Below are 17714 nucleotides of genomic sequence, written 5' to 3'. Positions count from 1 at the left end.
TTTGACAAGAAAAAAATATCTTTATAAAAAAGAAAGTGGCCTAAAGGAAGTAATTGCAATTAATTACTTTCGAAAAATTTGGATAGCACAGGTATTTTCTCAACTAGGAGATAAGTTTTTAATAGTTTTAACGATCTTTATTATCAGTAAAAACTGGTCAAACTCCATACCTACTTTTTCAGATCAACCAGAAAAGGCAATTACACTTTTGGCCAGTGGTGTTTATTTAGCAAATAGTCTTCCTGCAATATTTTTAGGCGCTATTGCTGGAGTTTTTTCAGATAGATGGCCAAAAGTTCCCATTATGATTGCATCAAATGTACTTAGGGCAGTATTGGTAATCTTAATCCCAGTTTGCTTAATACCTGGGCCAATTATAAATGGCGTATCCTGGGGGTATTGGTTTTTACTAATAATTATATTTCTTATATCATGTCTTACACAATTATTTACTCCAGCCGAACAATCAGCAATACCATTAATAGTTAGTAGTAATAAGCTTTTAGCAGCCAATTCTATTTATCAGTCAACTACGATGGGGGCAATAATAATTGGCTTTGCTTTTGGCGAGCCTTTACTAAAAATACTTGGAGAGACCTTTCAATCAATAGGTATTTTAGGAGGAGAGTTTCTTCTTCTACCTATCTGCTATGGAGCAGCATCATTAATACTAAATAAAATAAAGTTAAAAGAATCTCTGAAGCCTAAACTGAAGAAGAATATCTTTTACGACTTGAATTCTGGATTAATAGTTCTCAAAAAAGTCCCAACTGTTAGGAAGGCAATTCTTCAACTCGTAATACTTTATTGCTTAATGGCAAGCTTATATGTTTTATCTATAGGACTTGCTTCTTCCATAACTATTCTAGGTCCTACAAAGTTTGGGGTACTTCTTTCTTTCACTGCTATTGGCCTTGCATTTGGAGCTTTTCTTATGGCTCAGAAAGCAAATCTGATTCAAGGGCATAAATTACCAGCAATAGGTCTTTGCTTAATAGCATTGAGCTTACTTTTACTAGAGCAATCCAAAGGATTATTAGGTTTTACTCTCGCAATTTGTACTCTTCTTGGTGTAGGGGCATCTCTAGTGGCAATCCCAGCTCAAACAAGTGTTCAAAAAAACACACCAGAAGAATCACTTGGGAAAGTACTTGGTCTTCAAAACAATGTAATCAATATTGCTCTGAGCCTCCCTCTCTTAATCGCAGGTGCATTAGTAACGCAATTGGGAGTTACACCTGTTCTATTTCTTTTGGCAGGACTTGCACTATTTGGTGCATTATTCGAAAATTTTCTGTAACTACTGCTAGCTTTCAAGAAAGCTAATTAATTTACGGGTGGCTCATATTGCTTGGCTAGGTAAGAAGTCACCTTTTTGTGGGAATGTCAGTTACGGCATAACTACAACAATGACCCTTAGGGAAAGAGGGCACCAAGTCAGCTTTATTCATTTCGATAACCCAAGTAACGCGAATAATACAAAAACTTCTCTACTTGCTAATGATCCTGAAGTAAGTCTTCCCTATTTAATTAAATCCCAGGTCTATACAATCCCATCCCTAAGATCGCAAAGAGAACTTAGAGAATCTCTTGAAAGATTAAAGCCTGATCTTGTTCATGCCAGCTTGACACTCTCTCCACTGGATTTCAGGCTCCCTGAACTATGCCAGCAAGTAGGTCTACCTTTGGTCGCAACTTTTCATCCAGCTTTTGACTCCAAACTAAGAAACCTTACTGCTAGCACTCAACAACTCACCTACCAGCTATATGCTCCATCACTCGCAAAATACGAAAAAGTAATTGTTTTTTCCGATAGACAAGCTGAAGTCCTTGCAAAGCTTGGCGTAAAAGAAAATTGCCTTGAAGTTATACCGAATGGTGTCGACACTACGATCTGGAAGCCTTCTAATAAAAATTCCATAAATCCTAGGAAGGAAGAGGTGATGAGACGTCTTGGCAGCGAAAGAGCTTTCTTATATATGGGAAGAATTGCAGCAGAAAAAAATGTTGAGGCTCTCCTAAAAGCATGGAGAGCGTTAAATACAAAAGGTTGTCAACTTGTGATTGTTGGAGATGGACCACTGAGACCAACTCTTGAAAACCATTTCAATTCAACTAATGACAGTCAAATCCTCTGGTGGGGGTATGAGTCCGATCTGAATACAAAAGTCGCCCTCCTTCAATGTACTGAAGTTTTTATTCTCCCAAGCCTTGTAGAAGGTTTATCATTAGCTCTCCTTGAAGCAATGGCAACTGGCACTGCATGCATTGCTACTGATGCGGGAGCAGATGGTGAAGTCCTTGAAGAAGGGGCTGGCATAGTGTTAAGTACAGATAGTGTTACATCACAATTAAAAACACTGATACCTTTGATAAAAGAACACCCATCTTTAACTGCTGAGCTAGGGCAAAGAGCTCGTCAAAGAGTTGTAGATCAATTCACACTGAAAAGAAACATTGACTCTTTAGAGATTCTTTATGACAAGGTCTTAAGGAAATCATCCACTAGCAACCAAGCTCCCGACTTCTTTCCGCGGCCAAAACAACAGCCTCGATCAAAGCTGAGCGAATACCTGCCATCTCTAGATGGCGCAGAGCAGTAATAGTTGTGCCGGCAGGAGAAGCAACCATATCTTTAAGCTCTCCAGGATGCAAATTGCTTTCCTTCAATAATTTTGCAGATCCAGCAAGAGTCATATTCGACAAATCATTTGCTAATGAGCGAGGCAAACCAGCCGCAACCGCTCCATCAGCCAAAGCTTCTGCAATCACGGCCACATAAGCAGGTCCTGAAGAAGTTAAAGCAAGAAATGCATCAAGCTGCTTCTCAGGCAATTCAAGTACTTCACTAATAGGTTTAAAAATGGCTTCTACAGATAGGCGCTGATCGGTTGTAACTCCTGCACCCCATGATAGGCCCGTCAGTCCTGACCTGACAATTACAGGAATATTGGGAACTGCTCGCACACAATTATGAGCAGGGAAGATTGATTGCAACCTTTTTAAATTAACACCAGCTAAAATAGAAATGAGAACTGGCTTGGGTCTATCTGGGACAATCTCCAGTTGAGAAACCTGCTCTTTAATATCATTTAACTGTTGTGGTTTTACTGCTAAAAGTTGTATTGGAGAATTCCATACCTCAAGAGAAACTGGATTGTCTGAGGAAACAATAGATAGATCTTGAGAAAACTCTCCTAAGACTTTTTTAACACTACTTCTCTGACCAACAACACCCAAAACTTCATCAGGTTTAAAATCACCTCTTTCCAGTAAAGGGGTCAAAATAGCCTGAGCCATTCGCCCTAGACCAATTATCCCTATAGAGAAAGGCACCTAAATCTTCAAATAGCAGAAGCAACTGGGGTTCCCCAAGCAGGCTCAGGGGCAGTAACACTTTCTGATATGGTCTCCTCAGACTGTTGAGTAGTAGTAGTTACATTTGACGGTGCTGGTTCTTCTTGAAAGGAGTTAGTAACACTCACACAACTTGGAGCAAACAAGAAAATGCTTTCTCCAACTCTCTCTTGATGACCATCTATAGCGAAAGTACCCCCAGCAACAAAATCCACGGCTCTTTGAGCCTGATCTGGCTCCATCATTGTTAAGTTTAAGATCACTGTCTTTCTTTCTCTAAGCGCCTGAATAGCTTTAGGCATTTCATCAAAGCTTCTGGGCTCCATTAAATTAACTTCTGCTGTTGCAGTTGAAATCCCAGGCATACCAATAACATTTGAAGATGAGCCACCGCTGACATCGAAAGGGTTAGAACCTGAGAATGAAGCTAATCCACTCGTATACTCTCTCGGATTACGATTTCCAGCGTCGAACTCATCTCTTGAATAATCATCTAGTTCATCAAAATCGCTATCTAAATAGTCATCACCAGCGACAACTGCTCGAAGACGTTGAATAAGCGACACCAGTAAAGCCCTCTCGAAGAATTTTTAGATTATCGGTAATACCGAAAAGGATCATCTCCTCAAAAAGGAATATGTCCTATCCCTAAGTAGCGTTATTTGTAGGCAGTAGCAAGTTTTTCAATTGTTTTTATTTATATAGCTATGTATTTTTATTATTTATGGCGCTCTCCAAACAAAATTGATCCCAATCGAATCCATGTTGCACCCGCTTCTATTGCGTCTTCCCAATCTCGGCTCATCCCCATGGAACAATCTTGAAGGGACAATTGATCGGCGAGATTTCTACACTCTTTAAACAGATTCTTTGTTCCATGACGATCAAGACCAGCAGGTGGAATTGTCATTAATCCGCAAATTCTGACATTAGGCAAAGTTATTAATTTGGTCCATGCTTCTAACAACTCGTCAACCTCGAAACCTGTTTTTTTATCATCTTTTCTAAACTTAACCTGAAACATAATTAGAGGCATTTTATTTTCCTCACCAGCAATTCTTGAAATTCTTTTCGCCAACTTTATTGAATCAACAGAATGTATAACATCAAATGACTTAACTACGCCCCTTACTTTATTTGCTTGAAGACGGCCAATAAAATGCCAACGAATTTCTTGTAAGTCATTAAGTACATCGAACTTTGTCAAAGCTTCTTGCAATCTACTTTCACCAAAGTCAATTTGCCCCTCGATGAAAAGTGATCGGATTTCACTGGCTGGCTGTCCTTTGCTAACTGCCAGCAAATGAATACCTAGTTGGCTTAAACCTGCAAATTGACTCAAGCGACTAGGAGAAGACACGCAAAATTTAAATAAAAGTTTGTTTAAATAGTTCTTGCCATCTCTCTAACTCTATAGACCCATCTCTTTGACATCGTTTTAAATGCATTTCGGCATGGTGGCGAGCATCCATGTAAGGAATTACCTCAAATTGAGCACCTCTGGTTTGGAGAGTGACCAAGAAAAACATTTTTTGAGCATAAAGAGTTGCATATACATCCCTACCCTCGCGTCCTGGTGAAACAAGATAAAGCATCCCAAAAGTAGGATGATTTAGATATCTCTCTGCGTTAGATCCCAATTACTGAAATGTATATAGGTAATTAGAATAGTGCTTCGCAGCTTAACTTATACAGAACCCTAATAATAGAATAAGAAAAACAATTGCATTAACTAGAACTCACCGTATCTAAATCTCAGGAGTAAGGCACAAATCAAACATAATGCAGAACTACTGTTAATGAGAACAGATTGTGTTTTGAGAATCCTTTCTGGCCTGAATTGACGAGGCATCACGATCAAGCCGCCTGTCCGCACTAAAAGCGCATCAGCCCCTTGTTCTGCCCTTAACAATATATTTGCTAAAAAGCGCTCGCCTAAAGATAAAAAGACGCCTAAAGAAGCTTTAAACCCAAGATGCCTAAAATTAATTGCTCGTGTAGCTAAAGCTCTTAAAAGGTTTTGCAACTCTTCTTGAACTAAAGGTAAAAATCTAAGTGCTAAAAGAAGCTGAAAGCTCAATCGATTAATTGGCAGCCCAAATATTTGGAAGGGTTTCAAGAACCAACTTAAGGACCACATCAAATCTTCTGGAGCAGTAGTTAAAAGCATGAGATTGACACTATGAATAACAGTGAAAATCAAGGTGGAAGTTTTTATACCTAAATCAAGCGAGCGTCTATCAACTAACAGTGGACCAAGTTTCAACTTGCCCAAATAAATTGGTCCAACACTGAACAGATGCCAAGAAGGGAGAGAAACGACTGCGCCTGGGAGCTCTTCATGAGGTCTAACTGGTAATGATATCGCTGGTTCACTTGTTGGTAGGAAGGTCGCGAACAGTCCGAATGTAATTGAGAAGATAAATAAAAAAAGCAGAGATCGCCACCAAATTCGTGCAGGGATCGAACTAAAAACAGTAATCCCCAACAACATAAGAACTAAATATATTCTCCATAGAGGTCCAGCAAGAACTGGTGTCACTAAAAACATCATGACCCATGCAAATTTGAGCCTGGGATCAATTTTTCGCACCCAACCAGCTTCTCCAACTACAAACTGTCCAATAGGTAATTTTTTCAAAAAATCCATTGGCTATTTAGATAAATTTTCTTTTTGGCGAGCTAAATCTTTTTGTGCAGCACGCTGTTGCTTCCCTCTCCAAAACAACTTCAATGGAGTGCCTTCAAAGCCAAGGCCTTCTCTCAGTTGTCTTTCGATGTATCTTCTATATGAATCACCAAAAAGCTTAGGTTCGTTAACAAAAAGGCTAAAGCTTGGAGGCTGAGTTGAGACTTGTGTCCCGTAATAAAGGCGACCTTGCCTGCCACCACGAGTTGTTGGTGGGCTCCTCCAAGTTAAAGCCTCTGAGAGGACTTCATTAACGACAGATGTACTAACTCTTCTGCGATGTTGTTCTACAGCTAAAGATGCCAAGTTGAAAATCAATTGAACCCTTTGACCAGTTAGGGCGGAAGTAAACAACATGTCAGCCCAATCAAGAAAATAAAGCTTTGAACGTAACTCCTTTTCCATAAGTGGCATTGTGTAAGTATCTTTCTCAACTGCATCCCATTTATTAACTACAACTAAACAGGCTTTTCCCTCTTGTTCTATTCTGCCAGCGAGTCTCTGATCCTGCTCTGTCACCCCATCTAAAGCATCTATAACTAATAAGCAAACATCACTTCTTTCAATTGCTTTCAAACTTCTATTAATTCCAAAATACTCTGGACCATAACTCACACTGCGTCGTCTACGAATACCAGCTGTATCAATTAACTTCCAAGCTTGCTGTTCTCTTTTTAAAAGAGTATCGATTGTATCCCTCGTAGTACCTCTAATAGAGCTAACAATTGCCCTGGTCTCGCCACATATTGAATTCAATAGACTTGATTTGCCTACATTTGGCCTGCCAATAATTGCCAATTGAATAGGTTCATCCTCTTCCTCGCTGGACTCCTTAGATGGCAATAGCAATATCACTTGGTCAAGCAGCTCTCCAGTACCTGAACCATGTATTGCAGAAACTGGATAAGGCTCTCCAAGTCCAAGGCTCCAAAAGTCTGCTGCCATAGCAAGGCCCTGCTCAGGGGATTCACACTTGTTTACTGCTACTAAAGTCGGACATTCACAATGTCTCAGCCATGAAGCTATCTCTTTATCTGCAGTGGTAACTCCTTCTTGACCGTCAACAACAATCAGAGCTACTGAAGCCTCTGAAAGAGCAAGCTTTGCTTGTTGGCGTATTTCTGGTAAAAATTCACTTTCATCGTCAAATACAAGTCCCCCAGTATCTACTACTTTAAATTCTCTATCTGCCCAAAAAGCATCTTGATATGTTCTGTCTCGAGTCACTCCAGGCTGATCATCGACTATCGCCTCTCGACTGCCACAGAGTCGATTGACAAGAGTAGACTTACCAACATTTGGACGTCCAATTATGGCAACAATTGGACGTCCCATCCTTGTATCTGATAGCTATTGTTCTTGACATTACTAAAAATAGATGAATTCACCATCTTTAATTCATGAGCGCAGATAAAGAAATGGAATTTTCTCTCTTTGCCAATAATTAATTGATTAGAAAAAATACATAGGTGTATTTAAGTAATTGGTAAATCACCTGGATGGCCATTCGCAGGGTTGTCAGGAGTCAATAGCAAAGCAGGCAATGGACCTTGTTCAGGAAGGTCTATTCCTTGTAAAAGGATCCATGACAATAACCAATTAACCGCTGTAGCTCTCCTTGTCCTTCTTGGATACAATTCATCAATACGATAGCCTTCAAAGCCCAATATCTTTTTCAATGACTGCTTGTGCTCCTTTGGGATAGAACGAGTTAAATAAACAGATCCAACTCTCTGAGCAATGACTTCTGGAGCTTCTGGAAACTTCTCACTCCAATAGATACTAGTGTCTGAACCAGCTACCCACAAATTTGGAACATCTTTTTTTTCCTGATATCCCAGTCTTTCCCAAACTAGAATGCATACAAACCTATCGCTAATATGATCAACTAGAATTTCCATTAACAAACTCCTACTTAAAGGCCAAACCGTGTTCATGAGATGTATAAAATCATCAAATTAAGTATCTTCTAAACATTAACGGTAGCTTCAATGATGAACGACAATAGAAATGGCCCTTTTAAAAAGAAACTTCATAACGATAAGAGACCCCTCAGAGATAATGGGTCATGGACAGGTATAGCAATAGTAATAATTGCTATTGCTCAATTACCTATTGCTCTAAAAGCCTCTCTAGAAATTCTATCAATAAGCAATCTTTACCCATATCCTGAAACGGGCCAAGATTTATGCAAAAAATAAAAGTGCTTTCTATTTTATGGACGGCCAATGAGGTCTGACAATTAAGAGAGAAAAGTAAGGCTTAGAGTCTTTAGATACATTTTCTGCCTTGGAAATTTCTTGGTCAAAAAAGCCTACTTTCTTAACGAATAGAGTCTTATCTAACAACCCTTTTTTCTCTAAAATTGGTCTAACCCATTCCCACCGAAAACCTAATTTTAACAACACCAAAACTAATCCTTTTCTTAGAGACTCATCGAGTAAATTTTCAAAATCTTTCGGCTCTTCGGGAACAGGCGAAACAAAAAGTGCTTCTTTTTGCAAAGACAATGGCCATTGACCTGCGGCAGCGGCTGCTGAGAATGAGTTAACTCCCGGGATAATCTTTAAAGTACATTCAGGGTAATGTGACTTTAAATAAATTAAGACATAACAACATGTGGAATATAAAGAAGGGTCTCCCTGACTTATGAAAACAACATTTTCTCCAGTTTGTATAGCATTGCTTAACTTTTCAGAGGCTATCTTCCAATGTTGATCCAGTGAGTCACCATCTAAAGTCATTGGGAAGACTAATGGCATAGTTCTTTTCCCTTTTATCCAGTCACCAGCTATTTCAGCAGCCATACTTTTACCCCCTAATTGTGACACTGGGTAGGCAATCACAGTTGCTTTTCTAATTGCTTTGATAGCAGCAATAGTTATAAGTGATGGGTCGCCAGGTCCCACTCCAACAAGAGTTAATGATGGCTTAATATCTCCAAAGCTCTTGAAGCGAAGTTTAAGGAAAAAATAGTTTCTTAGATTGTTTATTAAATTTGCAAGAGAAAAGAGTTTTTGATTATAATTCACGGGTAATTAGTAACTCTTAATAGACTTAATAAGATTAGGCATCGTTAACTATGCATTCTAGGTTCAGGATGTAAATTAGAAAGAATATTTGATTCTATTTCGGCTAATTCAGTTAAACGTGAGACGACAATAGCTTTATTAAACCTTTCAATTGACAATGACCAATATAGATTAAAATGCCTAGCCTCACTAGCAAGCAACTCCCCATACATATCCCTTAATTCAGTATCAGTACTATGCAAGGCAAGCAAAGACATTCTTTCATGGCTTCTAGCCTCAATCAATCCTGAAACAAGAAAAGTGTCTAGCATTCTTTTAGGCTCTTGCTTTCTAACTTGCTTAATTAGTAATGATCCATAAGGTGGAGCTGCCAAAGGTTCCAGATACCTTCCTCTAGAAACAATAATGTCAAGGACTTTCTCAAAATGCTCTAATTCTTCTCTAGCCAAAGGGCTTAAGACCTCAGCCAATCCAGGCTCACATAAGTAACGAAACATCAGCTGAAGTGCAGCTCCAGCAGCCTTCCTTTCACAATGGGCGTGATCTATAAGAATTTCAATTGGATTGGCTAATGCTAGTTCCAACCATTTATCACTTGTTTTTCTAAGAAGCCACTTGATTTTGACTGGCTTACGCTCAACTTCACTCAAAAGTCGCATTATTCTTTTGACCTATTCCTCAGGTAATCCAAAATACCTTGAAAGGCAAGTTGATAGCTCATAACTCCAAACCCACTGACTACTCCAATGGCTCTATCAGCCAACAAAGATTTTTGTCGAAAAGTCTCTCTAGCATAAGTATTACTAAGGTGAAGCTCGACATAAGGAATCTCCGCACTAAGCAAAGCGTCTCTCAAGGCTATTGAAGTATGGGTATAGGCTCCTGCATTAATCAAAATCGCATCGACTTTCCCAATACTCTGATGAATATAATCAACAAGAGTTCCTTCGGAATTGCTTTGAAAGCATTCAAGGCCAACTCCTTCTTCCTTTGCTCTCTGCGAAAGACTAATTTCAATAGATTCAAGGCTTTGAGAGCCATAAATAGAGGGCTCACGCTTACCTAAAAGATTGAGGTTTGGGCCGTTTAAAAGCAATAGATTCATAGCCCTAAACCGAAGATTCCTTTGAAAATCGTATCTATTTATCAGGAAAATGCACTATAGATTAGAGAAATTTCGACGCTTAAGCTGATATTCTCCTTGAGTGGTGCGGGTCGGTGCCCGAGTGGTTAATGGGGGCGGACTGTAAATCCGCTGGCTCTGCCTACGTTGGTTCAAATCCAACCCGGCCCACCTCCACAAGCCCTTGTAGCTCAGCGGTAGAGCACTCCCTTGGTAAGGGAGAGGTCTCGGGTTCAAGTCCCGACGAGGGCATGAGCCCTGATCTCTTCTAAAAGAAAGCCTCTCAGGCACCAGAGGTTCTTAAAGACAGAAAGTGGACGTCCACTTTTTAGTCCACTTTTGCTCTGTTGATCATTCTTGCTTGATGCATCTGACCTGATGCAATTCAAGAAATGGCAACCATTCGAAGAAGCGGCAAAGGCTGGCAAGCACTCATTAGAAAGAAGCAATATCAAGGACCAAAAGCCAAAACATTTAGCTCAAAAAGCCAAGCGCAGTTGTGGGCGAATGCTGTTGAAGGGTCTCTCAAAAGGCCAACCCAATTAGACCAGCCGCCACCGCAAATTCTCAAAGAGGCTATTGACCTGTATATCGATGGGCCACTGCAAAAACACCGCAGTGGTCATAACGAACAATATCCCTTAAGAGCAATGGCTAATAGCTGGATGGGAGGTGTTCTGCTTAGTGAAATGTCAATCCGGCATTTTGCTCTTTGGAGAGACGAACGACTGCTCAAAGTCAAACCCAACACAGTGATGAGAGAACTCAGGATCTTGCGGGTTCTGCTCGATTGGGCCAAAGATGAACAAGGATGCCTGCTCAAGAGCAACCCTGCACGGGAACTCAAAGTCAGAGGGACCCATGACGCCAGAATTCCTCATCTCACCAAACAACAAGAGCAAGATTTACTCCAGCAATTAGCTCAAGCCAAAAATCCCAATCATCTGCGCTTAACGCAGCTGGCACTAGCAACTGGAATGCGACGCTCTGAACTACTTTCAATGAAATGGGATGATTTAGACCTCGATCTAAGACTTGTTTGCCTAACAAGAAAAGATTGCGCCGCCCAGGGAATGCAAAGGAGTGAACGCTTAGTACCACTATCTCCACAAGCCGTTGAGCTCCTCGCTCAATATCCAAAAGAGCAACAACACATCATTGGACTGAGCTCTGGTTCTGCACGTCACGGATTTGATCGAGCGAGAAAAGCTGCTGGATTGAATCAACTCCGATTTCATGACCTGCGCCATATCGCCATCAGCAAGATGTGGGCTGAAGGTATGAATGCCCTCCAAATATCAGCAATTAGTGGGCATAAAGATCTACGAATGTTGATGCGCTATAGCCATTATCAACTGGGGTATGGGGGCAAATGAGGTGTTCTTATTTTTCATTTCTAGAAGCTCAAAAATAGGCCCTGGAGATTTGAAATCCCTTCCTTGAAATTATTTTTTTTGTAGACGTGATGGAACTTATTTAGGAAATTTTTTTAGGTTATTAATGATAATTTCCTCACCTAATTTATAGTCTGGCAAAATTTTAATTGCATCGGATATCAATTCAGCAATTACCTCAACTTCATCATTAAGCTTTGCCATTCGAGCTCTTGTTTTAAGATTTTTCACCAGCGTTGATTTCTTAGAGCATTCTTTAAAACCATATATTATTGGATCTGGGTAAAAATTATGTGTATTTATATAATGAAGAGGAAATGAAAAGTCTTCATAATCATACGCACTTTTACCAATTTCTTTCTCTAATCTTACCAGTAGAAATAAGCCCGCAATATCAAAGTAAAGGTCAAGACATCTACAAACAAGAGCTTCTCGATATTTCTTTTCTTTTATATAACAACTTTTCATCTTAGAAAAAATAACCCTACGCTCCCATGATTTGATGATGTCATTTTCAAGGCCATTTTTCTTTGGGATTCTAATTGGAAAATCACCATCTAAAAATCTTTGAAATGTCTCCCAAGACTCCTCTAAGTAACCAGCATGATGCATATATAAAGGTAATCTTACAAAATCATATATAGAGTAATTCAGTGGATATTTAAGAGGAGAGTTAAAGAAAGCATCATATGATTTGTTTAAATATTCGATAGCTAAATCCCACTTTTTTTCGTCTTTATATGAATAAGCAATATTCATGAATTTCGCTGGATCCTCCCCAGAATATTCAATTCTTGGAATGCCTATTATACTAATTTCATATATTTCGCATTTTGGCAATTCTTCTAGAGCTATTGGAGCTATCTCTATTAATTTTTTACTCCAGTCTTTAAGCTTCTCAATATACTTATCTCTTTCCTCTTTGACTTGTTGAACATTAAGAACTGTAATCTCCTCATTATCATTATACTCAGGTTCCTTTGGATGCACATCCTTAAATAGTTCAGTGAGATTATTTATTTGGTAATCAAACCAAAGCACTATTAAAGTTTCACGGCTCCAACCTTGTAGACCATTCTCAGAGATATATTCTGTAATGGCATAATCCCATTTATTATTGAATTCTTTCCATCCTTCTATTTCTTTTAATTTCGTATATGTTTCTTTATATATTTGATCAGCTGATGGAAAATGAATTTCCAAAGGTTTTTTATTGTTGTTGGCTTTATCTTATCACTCATAATTAGTTCTTTAAATAGTTACGACTAATAGTTTTAGGTTATAGGTAATCTCATTTCAGAAAGTCTTACCAGATATCAATATTCGTCTCACTTTCTTCTTTCTTTCCTTGCTCCAATACTTCAAGTGCCTTTTTGAACTCTTCTTCCTCCGGAGGGATGACTACTTCTTCTGATCCCTTCGCTTTGATGACTGCTTTGATTTTTTCCTCAAAGTTTTCCTCAAAGTGCCCTTTCATTTCTTTCCAAACTTCTCTCTCTTCCTCATTCCCAACAGTTCCTCTTACTCCAAACCTCATCAATAATTTCCTTAGCTCTTTCGGGAGTTAAGGGTTTAGCTGAGTCTGGTATTGGAGCTGTCTGTGTATTGATTTTTGGTAGATGCTTTGGAGTTCTCATTTGACTATGAATTAATTAACTAACTATCTAACTATCTATCTATCTATCTATCCATACAGTCTCAACAGGGATGATACGGAATGTCCAATGAGGGGACATTCAGATCATCAGGGTTGAACTTTTAGATATTGAGTGTTGGGGTTTGTGTGTTTGGGAGATACAGACAGTGCTTTCGTGATGTTCGTTCGCTTCGCTCACCGGAACATCAGTAAAGGAAATTGTTGTCTTAAGTTTTTATCTCCTCTCCTCCTATATACGTGCAACCTCGCTCTCTTCTCTTCCCCTGTATAATAGTGGGGTTAGCGAGAAGCACTGCAATCAAAGCGATCTCAGCAACAAAACCCACACTCAATCCAGTGGCCTAAAACCACATAAAAGTGGACTTAAGACAGATCCCAGCACTCCCTAAAAAAGATTTGGTCTTACTCAAGATTTGATCTAAGTTGGCTCAGTATCAAGCACAGAGCTGTCTGACAAGGCTATAGAGGCGGTCTAAACCCGGCCCACCTCTCCACAAGCCCTTGTAGCTCAGCGGTAGAGCACTCCCTTGGTAAGGGAGAGGTCTCGGGTTCAAGTCCCGACGAGGGCATGAGCCCTGATCTCTTCTAAAAGAAAGCCTCTCAGGCACCAGAGGTTCTTAAAGACAGAAAGTGGACGTCCACTTTTTAGTCCACTTTTGCTCTGTTGATCATTCTTGCTTGATGCATCTGACCTGATGCAATTCAAGAAATGGCAACCATTCGAAGAAGCGGCAAAGGCTGGCAAGCACTCATTAGAAAGAAGCAATATCTAAGTCCCAATGGGGTAAATCATGAAAGATATGCAAATCAATGTGAATGGAGTGAGAGAACCTAAGTGAAGAATCTTCCTCAGAATTGTCAAAGATGCGGAGCGCCTGTTCAATGGAGCAAATCATCATTAATAACTAAATGTGAGTTTTGTGTTCAGCCAGTTTCATCAGCCAGTCAATATCTAGGCACAGACAAATAGATCCCTTGAGAAATAAAGATTGCCTTTAACAGTATTCCTCTCCCTTCTAAAGAGAAGATAAATAATCATAGAAGGATTCTTCTTGAAAAGCAGAATATATTGTCCGCTAATCAGATTGATTTCTTAGAGCAGAATACACAAAAAATCTTTAGCCAAGTCTAGAGGAAAGAATTAATAAAATTCTCAAGTAATATATTTGCTATCAATATTGAGCTCCTTTTAGAAGCTCAGTATTAAAGAGTTATCTTTCTAAAATCTTTTTTAGAACGAACAACAAATAGCAGAGGCAATACTATGACAGTGCCAGTTGCAAAGGTCAGTACTATGTCAATAGTTGAGCCACTTACACCAAGTTCAGATGGCATAAGCCCAAGAATACTTACTAGCATTGAATTCACCTTAGATTTGGATTCAATATAAAAGAAGGTTTACGTATAGGCTGGCAAAACGTTACCTGTATATGGTCAGATTGATACGCTGAAAAGAATTATTTATATCTTAGTAATGAGTAAAGGGTATAGATTAGAAAAATATGCCGGTCAAAAAAAATGGACAGCAAGGAAGAATCAAATCTGAGGAAAGATATTGTTCAAAATATTCAACCTGAAATGGAAGATCCGTCATCTGTAGAAGCCGCATTTAGCTCGATATCTTTGGCTTCTGAAGAGACTTCTATAGATAATGAAGTGCTTCACTTACAAGAAGAGGTGTCAGTTCAATCAGATAAGATGTTGGCCAAAGGAAAGATTGAAGCTCAAAGCTCTATTCACTTTGAAGATGTTGTTAAATCCATAGAATCAGCATTCCCTAGCGAGAGGCCTTTAGAAAGTGCTGCATTCCCTCATCCTAGAAATTGGCTAGGGCCTCGCTTTATGGCAATTTGGTCATTCCCTATTATTGCTATTAATAAACTTAGAGAAATAGTAAATTCTACAAACCCTGTAAGGCCCTATCAAGAAACAGAATATACAATTACTAAAGCTGAGACAATCTTTACAGCTAGTCAGAAAGTCTTCAAAGGGTCTAGTCCCATAAGATTCTTTGGACCACTTTTCTTGTCTATATGGGTCTTACCTTTTGCAATAACTGGTGTTGTCATGGAAATACTCTTTGTTGGACCTTTGAAAGGTACAAGCCCCTTTGGATGAAAATAATCATGGACACAATTATTGGTAGGAAATAGAACATTAAATTGATAACTTCTTTGCATTAGGCATTAAGGCTTGATGCTAGATATTGAATATGAGTTAATTAATTACAGATGCTTTTTAAAATTCTATTAGTAATCTCGCCAATATTAATCTCAATAATTTCAACCATAATATGGCTTTCTGTTTGGGGAGTATTGAAATGGGATAACAAAACTCTCCCTGGGTTCCCAAATGTTGAGAATATTCAAGACTGGGAGGATAGCGGTGTCATCCCTAACAATCGACCTAGTGGAGGGTATCCAGTCTTCACTGTAAGAACTCTTGCTGTAAATGCATTAGGGATTCCTACTGTTTTCTTTTTAGGAGCAATATTTGCAATGCAATTCATTAGAAGGGGACTCTTTGTAGGGTAAATAGAGTTATGAATAAGATGCAAGCTATAGATCAAATAGTATTCTTTGTACTATCAATCACCGCCTTTACATGGCTATCCTTTTCAACAACTGGATATTTATTAAAGATATATCTATAAAAGTAAAGGTTATTCTTAAACTATAATTCAATATATTTTTAAAAATCTTTTATTGAGACTATTTTCATAGGGCTTTCAACTGGCTAATGAAAAGTGAACATTGGCTTTATACAAAATCAAATCCCAATCACTTTGATTTGATATCCATTCTTACTTAAGTCAATAAACTTTTTTTATCCTCATCAGTAAAGCTCTTTATTCTTCTGGCATAGACAGCATCAGCATTTAAATCTTCTATCATTTCATATCCCAAGAACTCTAATAATTCTTCCTGATTATGAAAACATTGATCGCTCCACTCATAACTTTTATTCCCTTTCGAATACTCATACTCATAACTCTCATAAAAATAATCAGTTCTATAACGCTCTACTACTGATTCCCACTGGGGTATAGAGGGTGATTAATTTTTCAAATGTATTCACACAGTAGGAAGGTCTTACCACATATCAACATTCTTCTCACTGTCTTCTTTCTTTCGTTGCTCCAATACTTCAAGTCTCTTTTTGAATTCTTCTTCCTCCGGAGGCAGGACTACTTCTTCTGATCCCTTATCTTTGATGACTGCTTTGATTTTTTCCTCAAAGTTTTCCTCAAAGTGATCTTTCATTTCTTTCCAAACTTCTCTTTCTTCCTCATTCCCAACAGTACCTCTCACTTGAAGATCAAGCACTTCTTTTACAAACTTTCTGAGCTCAATCTCAGGCATTGAGTCCACACGACTATCAATATAGAGATCCTTAAGAGCATCCAATTGCGCTTTGCTTAGATCCTTAAAAGAGATTGCTTCGTCCTTCATGCTGCCGCTACGCATTCATCAGTATGTTGTTCCCTGAGATTAAGATATTCACCAGCCGGTTTGGAATAAGAAAGGTAAAAAAAAGTCCGCTATAAAACATTCTTGTTTTATTCGGCCAAAAGTAATTATATTGAAAAAGAAATGAGGCCCCAATGCAGATCATGCATTAATGCAAAAGGAAGTCCGGATAGAATCTGCTGCTATCAGTAAACTGAGAAGTATCGAGATTATCAATCTTGGTCTGCAATCGGCCTAATTACAATACAAAGAGGATCAATTCATGCGGCTACACCTGATACGAAAAACTTTGGCATCATCAGGAATATTCCTTTTATTACTCTTGCTTGGTCACAACAAATCAGCTTTTGCTCATCACCCTTTTGAAATGGGAGGCACCTCTCAATTATCAACATTGCAAGGATTGTTAAGTGGAATTGGACATCCATTACTTGGACCTGATCACTTAATTTTTATGTTGGCAATTGCCTTTGTTGGCTTACGAAAACCTAAGAAATGGTGTTTAAACCTAATTGCTGTTGGTCTAGGTGGAAGCGCATTCTCACAAGTGCTCCCTTTACCTGATTTACTAGAACCTTGGGCTGAAGCACTTGTCTCATTATCCTTAGCTATAGAAGGCTTAATTATTCTCAAATATCTCAGTTCACAATGGCTCCTGCCTATGTTCTCCTTGCACGGCTACTTACTTGGGAGCACAATCATTGGAGCCGAACCTACGCCTTTAATCAGCTATTTTTTAGGACTGCTTATCGCCCAAGGCGCTCTACTGCTAATAGTTACAGGAGTATCTCAAAGAGTCATTAGTTTGATCGGAGAAAATGGGAAAATATTAAATGCTGGAATATTAATTGGGATAGGAGTTGCTTTCTCTTGCGTAGCTCTAGTATATTAAAGAGTTTTCAAAGTAACATCATTTATCAATCTAAATAAATATTTTAGCGAATAAAAAGTAAAGAAAGTCCTAATTAGAGGGGAGCAAAAGCAACTAGATA

22 protein-coding genes and 3 tRNA genes are annotated in these 17714 nt (G+C 38.8%); 11 read left to right on the top strand and 14 right to left on the bottom strand.

What is annotated here, in order from left to right:
- The first annotated feature begins 1 nt into the window (after position 1).
- On the top strand, positions 2–1300 hold the full coding sequence (locus P9211_RS01980) for an MFS transporter (protein ID WP_012194949.1): 1299 nt from the start codon (positions 2–4) through the stop codon (positions 1298–1300).
- 37 nt (positions 1301–1337) lie between these two features.
- A complete protein-coding gene (locus P9211_RS01975) occupies positions 1338–2603 on the top strand; it encodes a glycosyltransferase family 4 protein (protein WP_012194948.1) in 1266 nt (421 codons plus the stop codon).
- On the opposite strand, the gene proC is transcribed toward P9211_RS01975, so the two are convergent.
- The 7 genes from proC to P9211_RS01940 all read right to left on the bottom strand — a co-directional run bounded on the left by proC (position 2506) and on the right by P9211_RS01940 (position 7983).
- The gene (gene proC, locus P9211_RS01970; protein WP_012194947.1) at positions 2506–3336 is read right to left on the bottom strand and encodes a pyrroline-5-carboxylate reductase; all 831 of its coding nucleotides are present in this window, start codon (positions 3334–3336) and stop codon (positions 2506–2508) included. The two genes, P9211_RS01975 and proC, sit on opposite strands and share 98 nt — an antisense overlap.
- Before the next feature lie 8 nt (positions 3337–3344).
- Positions 3345–3923, bottom strand: coding sequence for a cell division protein SepF (locus P9211_RS01965; protein ID WP_012194946.1), 579 nt, complete (start codon positions 3921–3923; stop codon positions 3345–3347).
- A 152-nt stretch (positions 3924–4075) separates the two neighbouring features.
- Complete coding sequence (locus P9211_RS01960) at positions 4076–4717, bottom strand: YggS family pyridoxal phosphate-dependent enzyme (protein ID WP_012194945.1); 642 nt, start codon at positions 4715–4717, stop codon at positions 4076–4078.
- A gap of 7 nt (positions 4718–4724) precedes the next feature.
- Complete coding sequence (locus P9211_RS01955) at positions 4725–4997, bottom strand: PipX family protein (RefSeq protein ID WP_012194944.1); 273 nt, start codon at positions 4995–4997, stop codon at positions 4725–4727.
- Between the two features lie 92 nt (positions 4998–5089).
- Entirely contained in the window at positions 5090–6007 is a 918-nt protein-coding gene (locus tag P9211_RS01950; protein ID WP_012194943.1) for an energy-coupling factor transporter transmembrane component T family protein, read from the bottom strand.
- A gap of 3 nt (positions 6008–6010) precedes the next feature.
- On the bottom strand, positions 6011–7381 hold the full coding sequence (gene der / locus P9211_RS01945) for a ribosome biogenesis GTPase Der (protein ID WP_012194942.1): 1371 nt from the start codon (positions 7379–7381) through the stop codon (positions 6011–6013).
- Between the two features lie 140 nt (positions 7382–7521).
- On the bottom strand, positions 7522–7983 hold the full coding sequence (locus P9211_RS01940) for a DUF1823 family protein (RefSeq protein WP_012194941.1): 462 nt from the start codon (positions 7981–7983) through the stop codon (positions 7522–7524).
- 54 nt (positions 7984–8037) lie between these two features.
- On the opposite strand from P9211_RS01940, the gene P9211_RS01935 reads away from it, so the two are divergent.
- Positions 8038–8247 carry a hypothetical protein gene (locus P9211_RS01935; protein WP_012194940.1) on the top strand — a complete coding sequence of 70 codons (210 nt, stop codon included), beginning with the start codon at positions 8038–8040 and terminating at the stop codon, positions 8245–8247.
- Positions 8248–8256: 9 nt separating this feature from the next.
- Here the strand turns inward: P9211_RS01935 and cobI are convergent, their stop codons facing one another.
- Genes cobI through aroQ form a run of 3 tightly spaced genes read right to left on the bottom strand, consistent with a single transcriptional unit; the run spans position 8257 to position 10183 of the window.
- Positions 8257–9078: a precorrin-2 C(20)-methyltransferase gene (gene cobI / locus P9211_RS01930; RefSeq protein WP_012194939.1), complete on the bottom strand. Its 822-nt coding sequence runs from the start codon at positions 9076–9078 to the stop codon at positions 8257–8259.
- 44 nt (positions 9079–9122) lie between these two features.
- Complete coding sequence (locus P9211_RS01925; RefSeq protein ID WP_012194938.1) at positions 9123–9737, bottom strand: tRNA-(ms[2]io[6]A)-hydroxylase; 615 nt, start codon at positions 9735–9737, stop codon at positions 9123–9125.
- A complete protein-coding gene (aroQ, locus tag P9211_RS01920) occupies positions 9737–10183 on the bottom strand; it encodes a type II 3-dehydroquinate dehydratase (RefSeq protein ID WP_012194937.1) in 447 nt (148 codons plus the stop codon). Before aroQ ends, P9211_RS01925 begins: the two co-directional genes overlap by 1 nt.
- Before the next feature lie 107 nt (positions 10184–10290).
- Here aroQ and P9211_RS01915 point away from each other — a divergent pair.
- From P9211_RS01915 to P9211_RS01905, 3 genes are all read left to right on the top strand, one after another.
- Positions 10291–10372, top strand: a tRNA-Tyr gene (locus P9211_RS01915).
- A gap of 9 nt (positions 10373–10381) precedes the next feature.
- Positions 10382–10453, top strand: a tRNA-Thr gene (locus tag P9211_RS01910).
- A gap of 140 nt (positions 10454–10593) precedes the next feature.
- A complete protein-coding gene (locus tag P9211_RS01905) occupies positions 10594–11577 on the top strand; it encodes a tyrosine-type recombinase/integrase (RefSeq protein ID WP_012194936.1) in 984 nt (327 codons plus the stop codon).
- Positions 11578–11673: 96 nt separating this feature from the next.
- Here the strand turns inward: P9211_RS01905 and P9211_RS01900 are convergent, their stop codons facing one another.
- Together P9211_RS01900 and P9211_RS01895 are read right to left on the bottom strand one after the other, a co-directional pair.
- A complete protein-coding gene (locus tag P9211_RS01900; RefSeq protein WP_012194935.1) occupies positions 11674–12798 on the bottom strand; it encodes a hypothetical protein in 1125 nt (374 codons plus the stop codon).
- Positions 12799–12901: 103 nt separating this feature from the next.
- The gene (locus P9211_RS01895; protein ID WP_041391017.1) at positions 12902–13132 is read right to left on the bottom strand and encodes a hypothetical protein; all 231 of its coding nucleotides are present in this window, start codon (positions 13130–13132) and stop codon (positions 12902–12904) included.
- A gap of 617 nt (positions 13133–13749) precedes the next feature.
- On the opposite strand from P9211_RS01895, the gene P9211_RS01890 reads away from it, so the two are divergent.
- Together P9211_RS01890 and P9211_RS09925 are read left to right on the top strand one after the other, a co-directional pair.
- A tRNA-Thr gene (locus tag P9211_RS01890) sits at positions 13750–13821 on the top strand.
- 140 nt (positions 13822–13961) lie between these two features.
- Positions 13962–14087, top strand: coding sequence for a hypothetical protein (locus tag P9211_RS09925; RefSeq protein ID WP_263969734.1), 126 nt, complete (start codon positions 13962–13964; stop codon positions 14085–14087).
- A gap of 368 nt (positions 14088–14455) precedes the next feature.
- On the opposite strand, the gene P9211_RS09535 is transcribed toward P9211_RS09925, so the two are convergent.
- Entirely contained in the window at positions 14456–14611 is a 156-nt protein-coding gene (locus P9211_RS09535; protein WP_159088364.1) for a hypothetical protein, read from the bottom strand.
- A 159-nt stretch (positions 14612–14770) separates the two neighbouring features.
- Between P9211_RS09535 and P9211_RS01885 the strand changes: the two genes are divergently transcribed.
- Both P9211_RS01885 and psbF read left to right on the top strand, forming a co-directional pair.
- Positions 14771–15370 carry a hypothetical protein gene (locus tag P9211_RS01885; protein WP_012194931.1) on the top strand — a complete coding sequence of 200 codons (600 nt, stop codon included), beginning with the start codon at positions 14771–14773 and terminating at the stop codon, positions 15368–15370.
- Positions 15371–15483: 113 nt separating this feature from the next.
- Positions 15484–15786, top strand: a complete 303-nt coding sequence (gene psbF, locus P9211_RS09210; RefSeq protein WP_012194930.1) for a cytochrome b559 subunit beta, long form — start codon at positions 15484–15486, stop codon at positions 15784–15786.
- Positions 15787–16344: 558 nt separating this feature from the next.
- Here psbF and P9211_RS01870 read toward each other — a convergent pair.
- Entirely contained in the window at positions 16345–16719 is a 375-nt protein-coding gene (locus tag P9211_RS01870) for a DUF7326 family protein (protein WP_012194929.1), read from the bottom strand.
- Between the two features lie 265 nt (positions 16720–16984).
- Here P9211_RS01870 and P9211_RS01865 point away from each other — a divergent pair, with 265 nt between their 5' ends.
- Entirely contained in the window at positions 16985–17614 is a 630-nt protein-coding gene (locus P9211_RS01865; protein WP_012194928.1) for a HupE/UreJ family protein, read from the top strand.
- Positions 17615–17714: the final 100 nt, after the last annotated feature.

The sequence above is a fragment of the Prochlorococcus marinus str. MIT 9211 genome, from assembly GCF_000018585.1.
GTDB lineage: Bacteria > Cyanobacteriota > Cyanobacteriia > PCC-6307 > Cyanobiaceae > Prochlorococcus_D > Prochlorococcus_D marinus_B.
The sequence above is the reverse complement of the archived record's forward strand: the minus strand, read 5'-3'. Positions and strand labels throughout refer to the sequence as shown.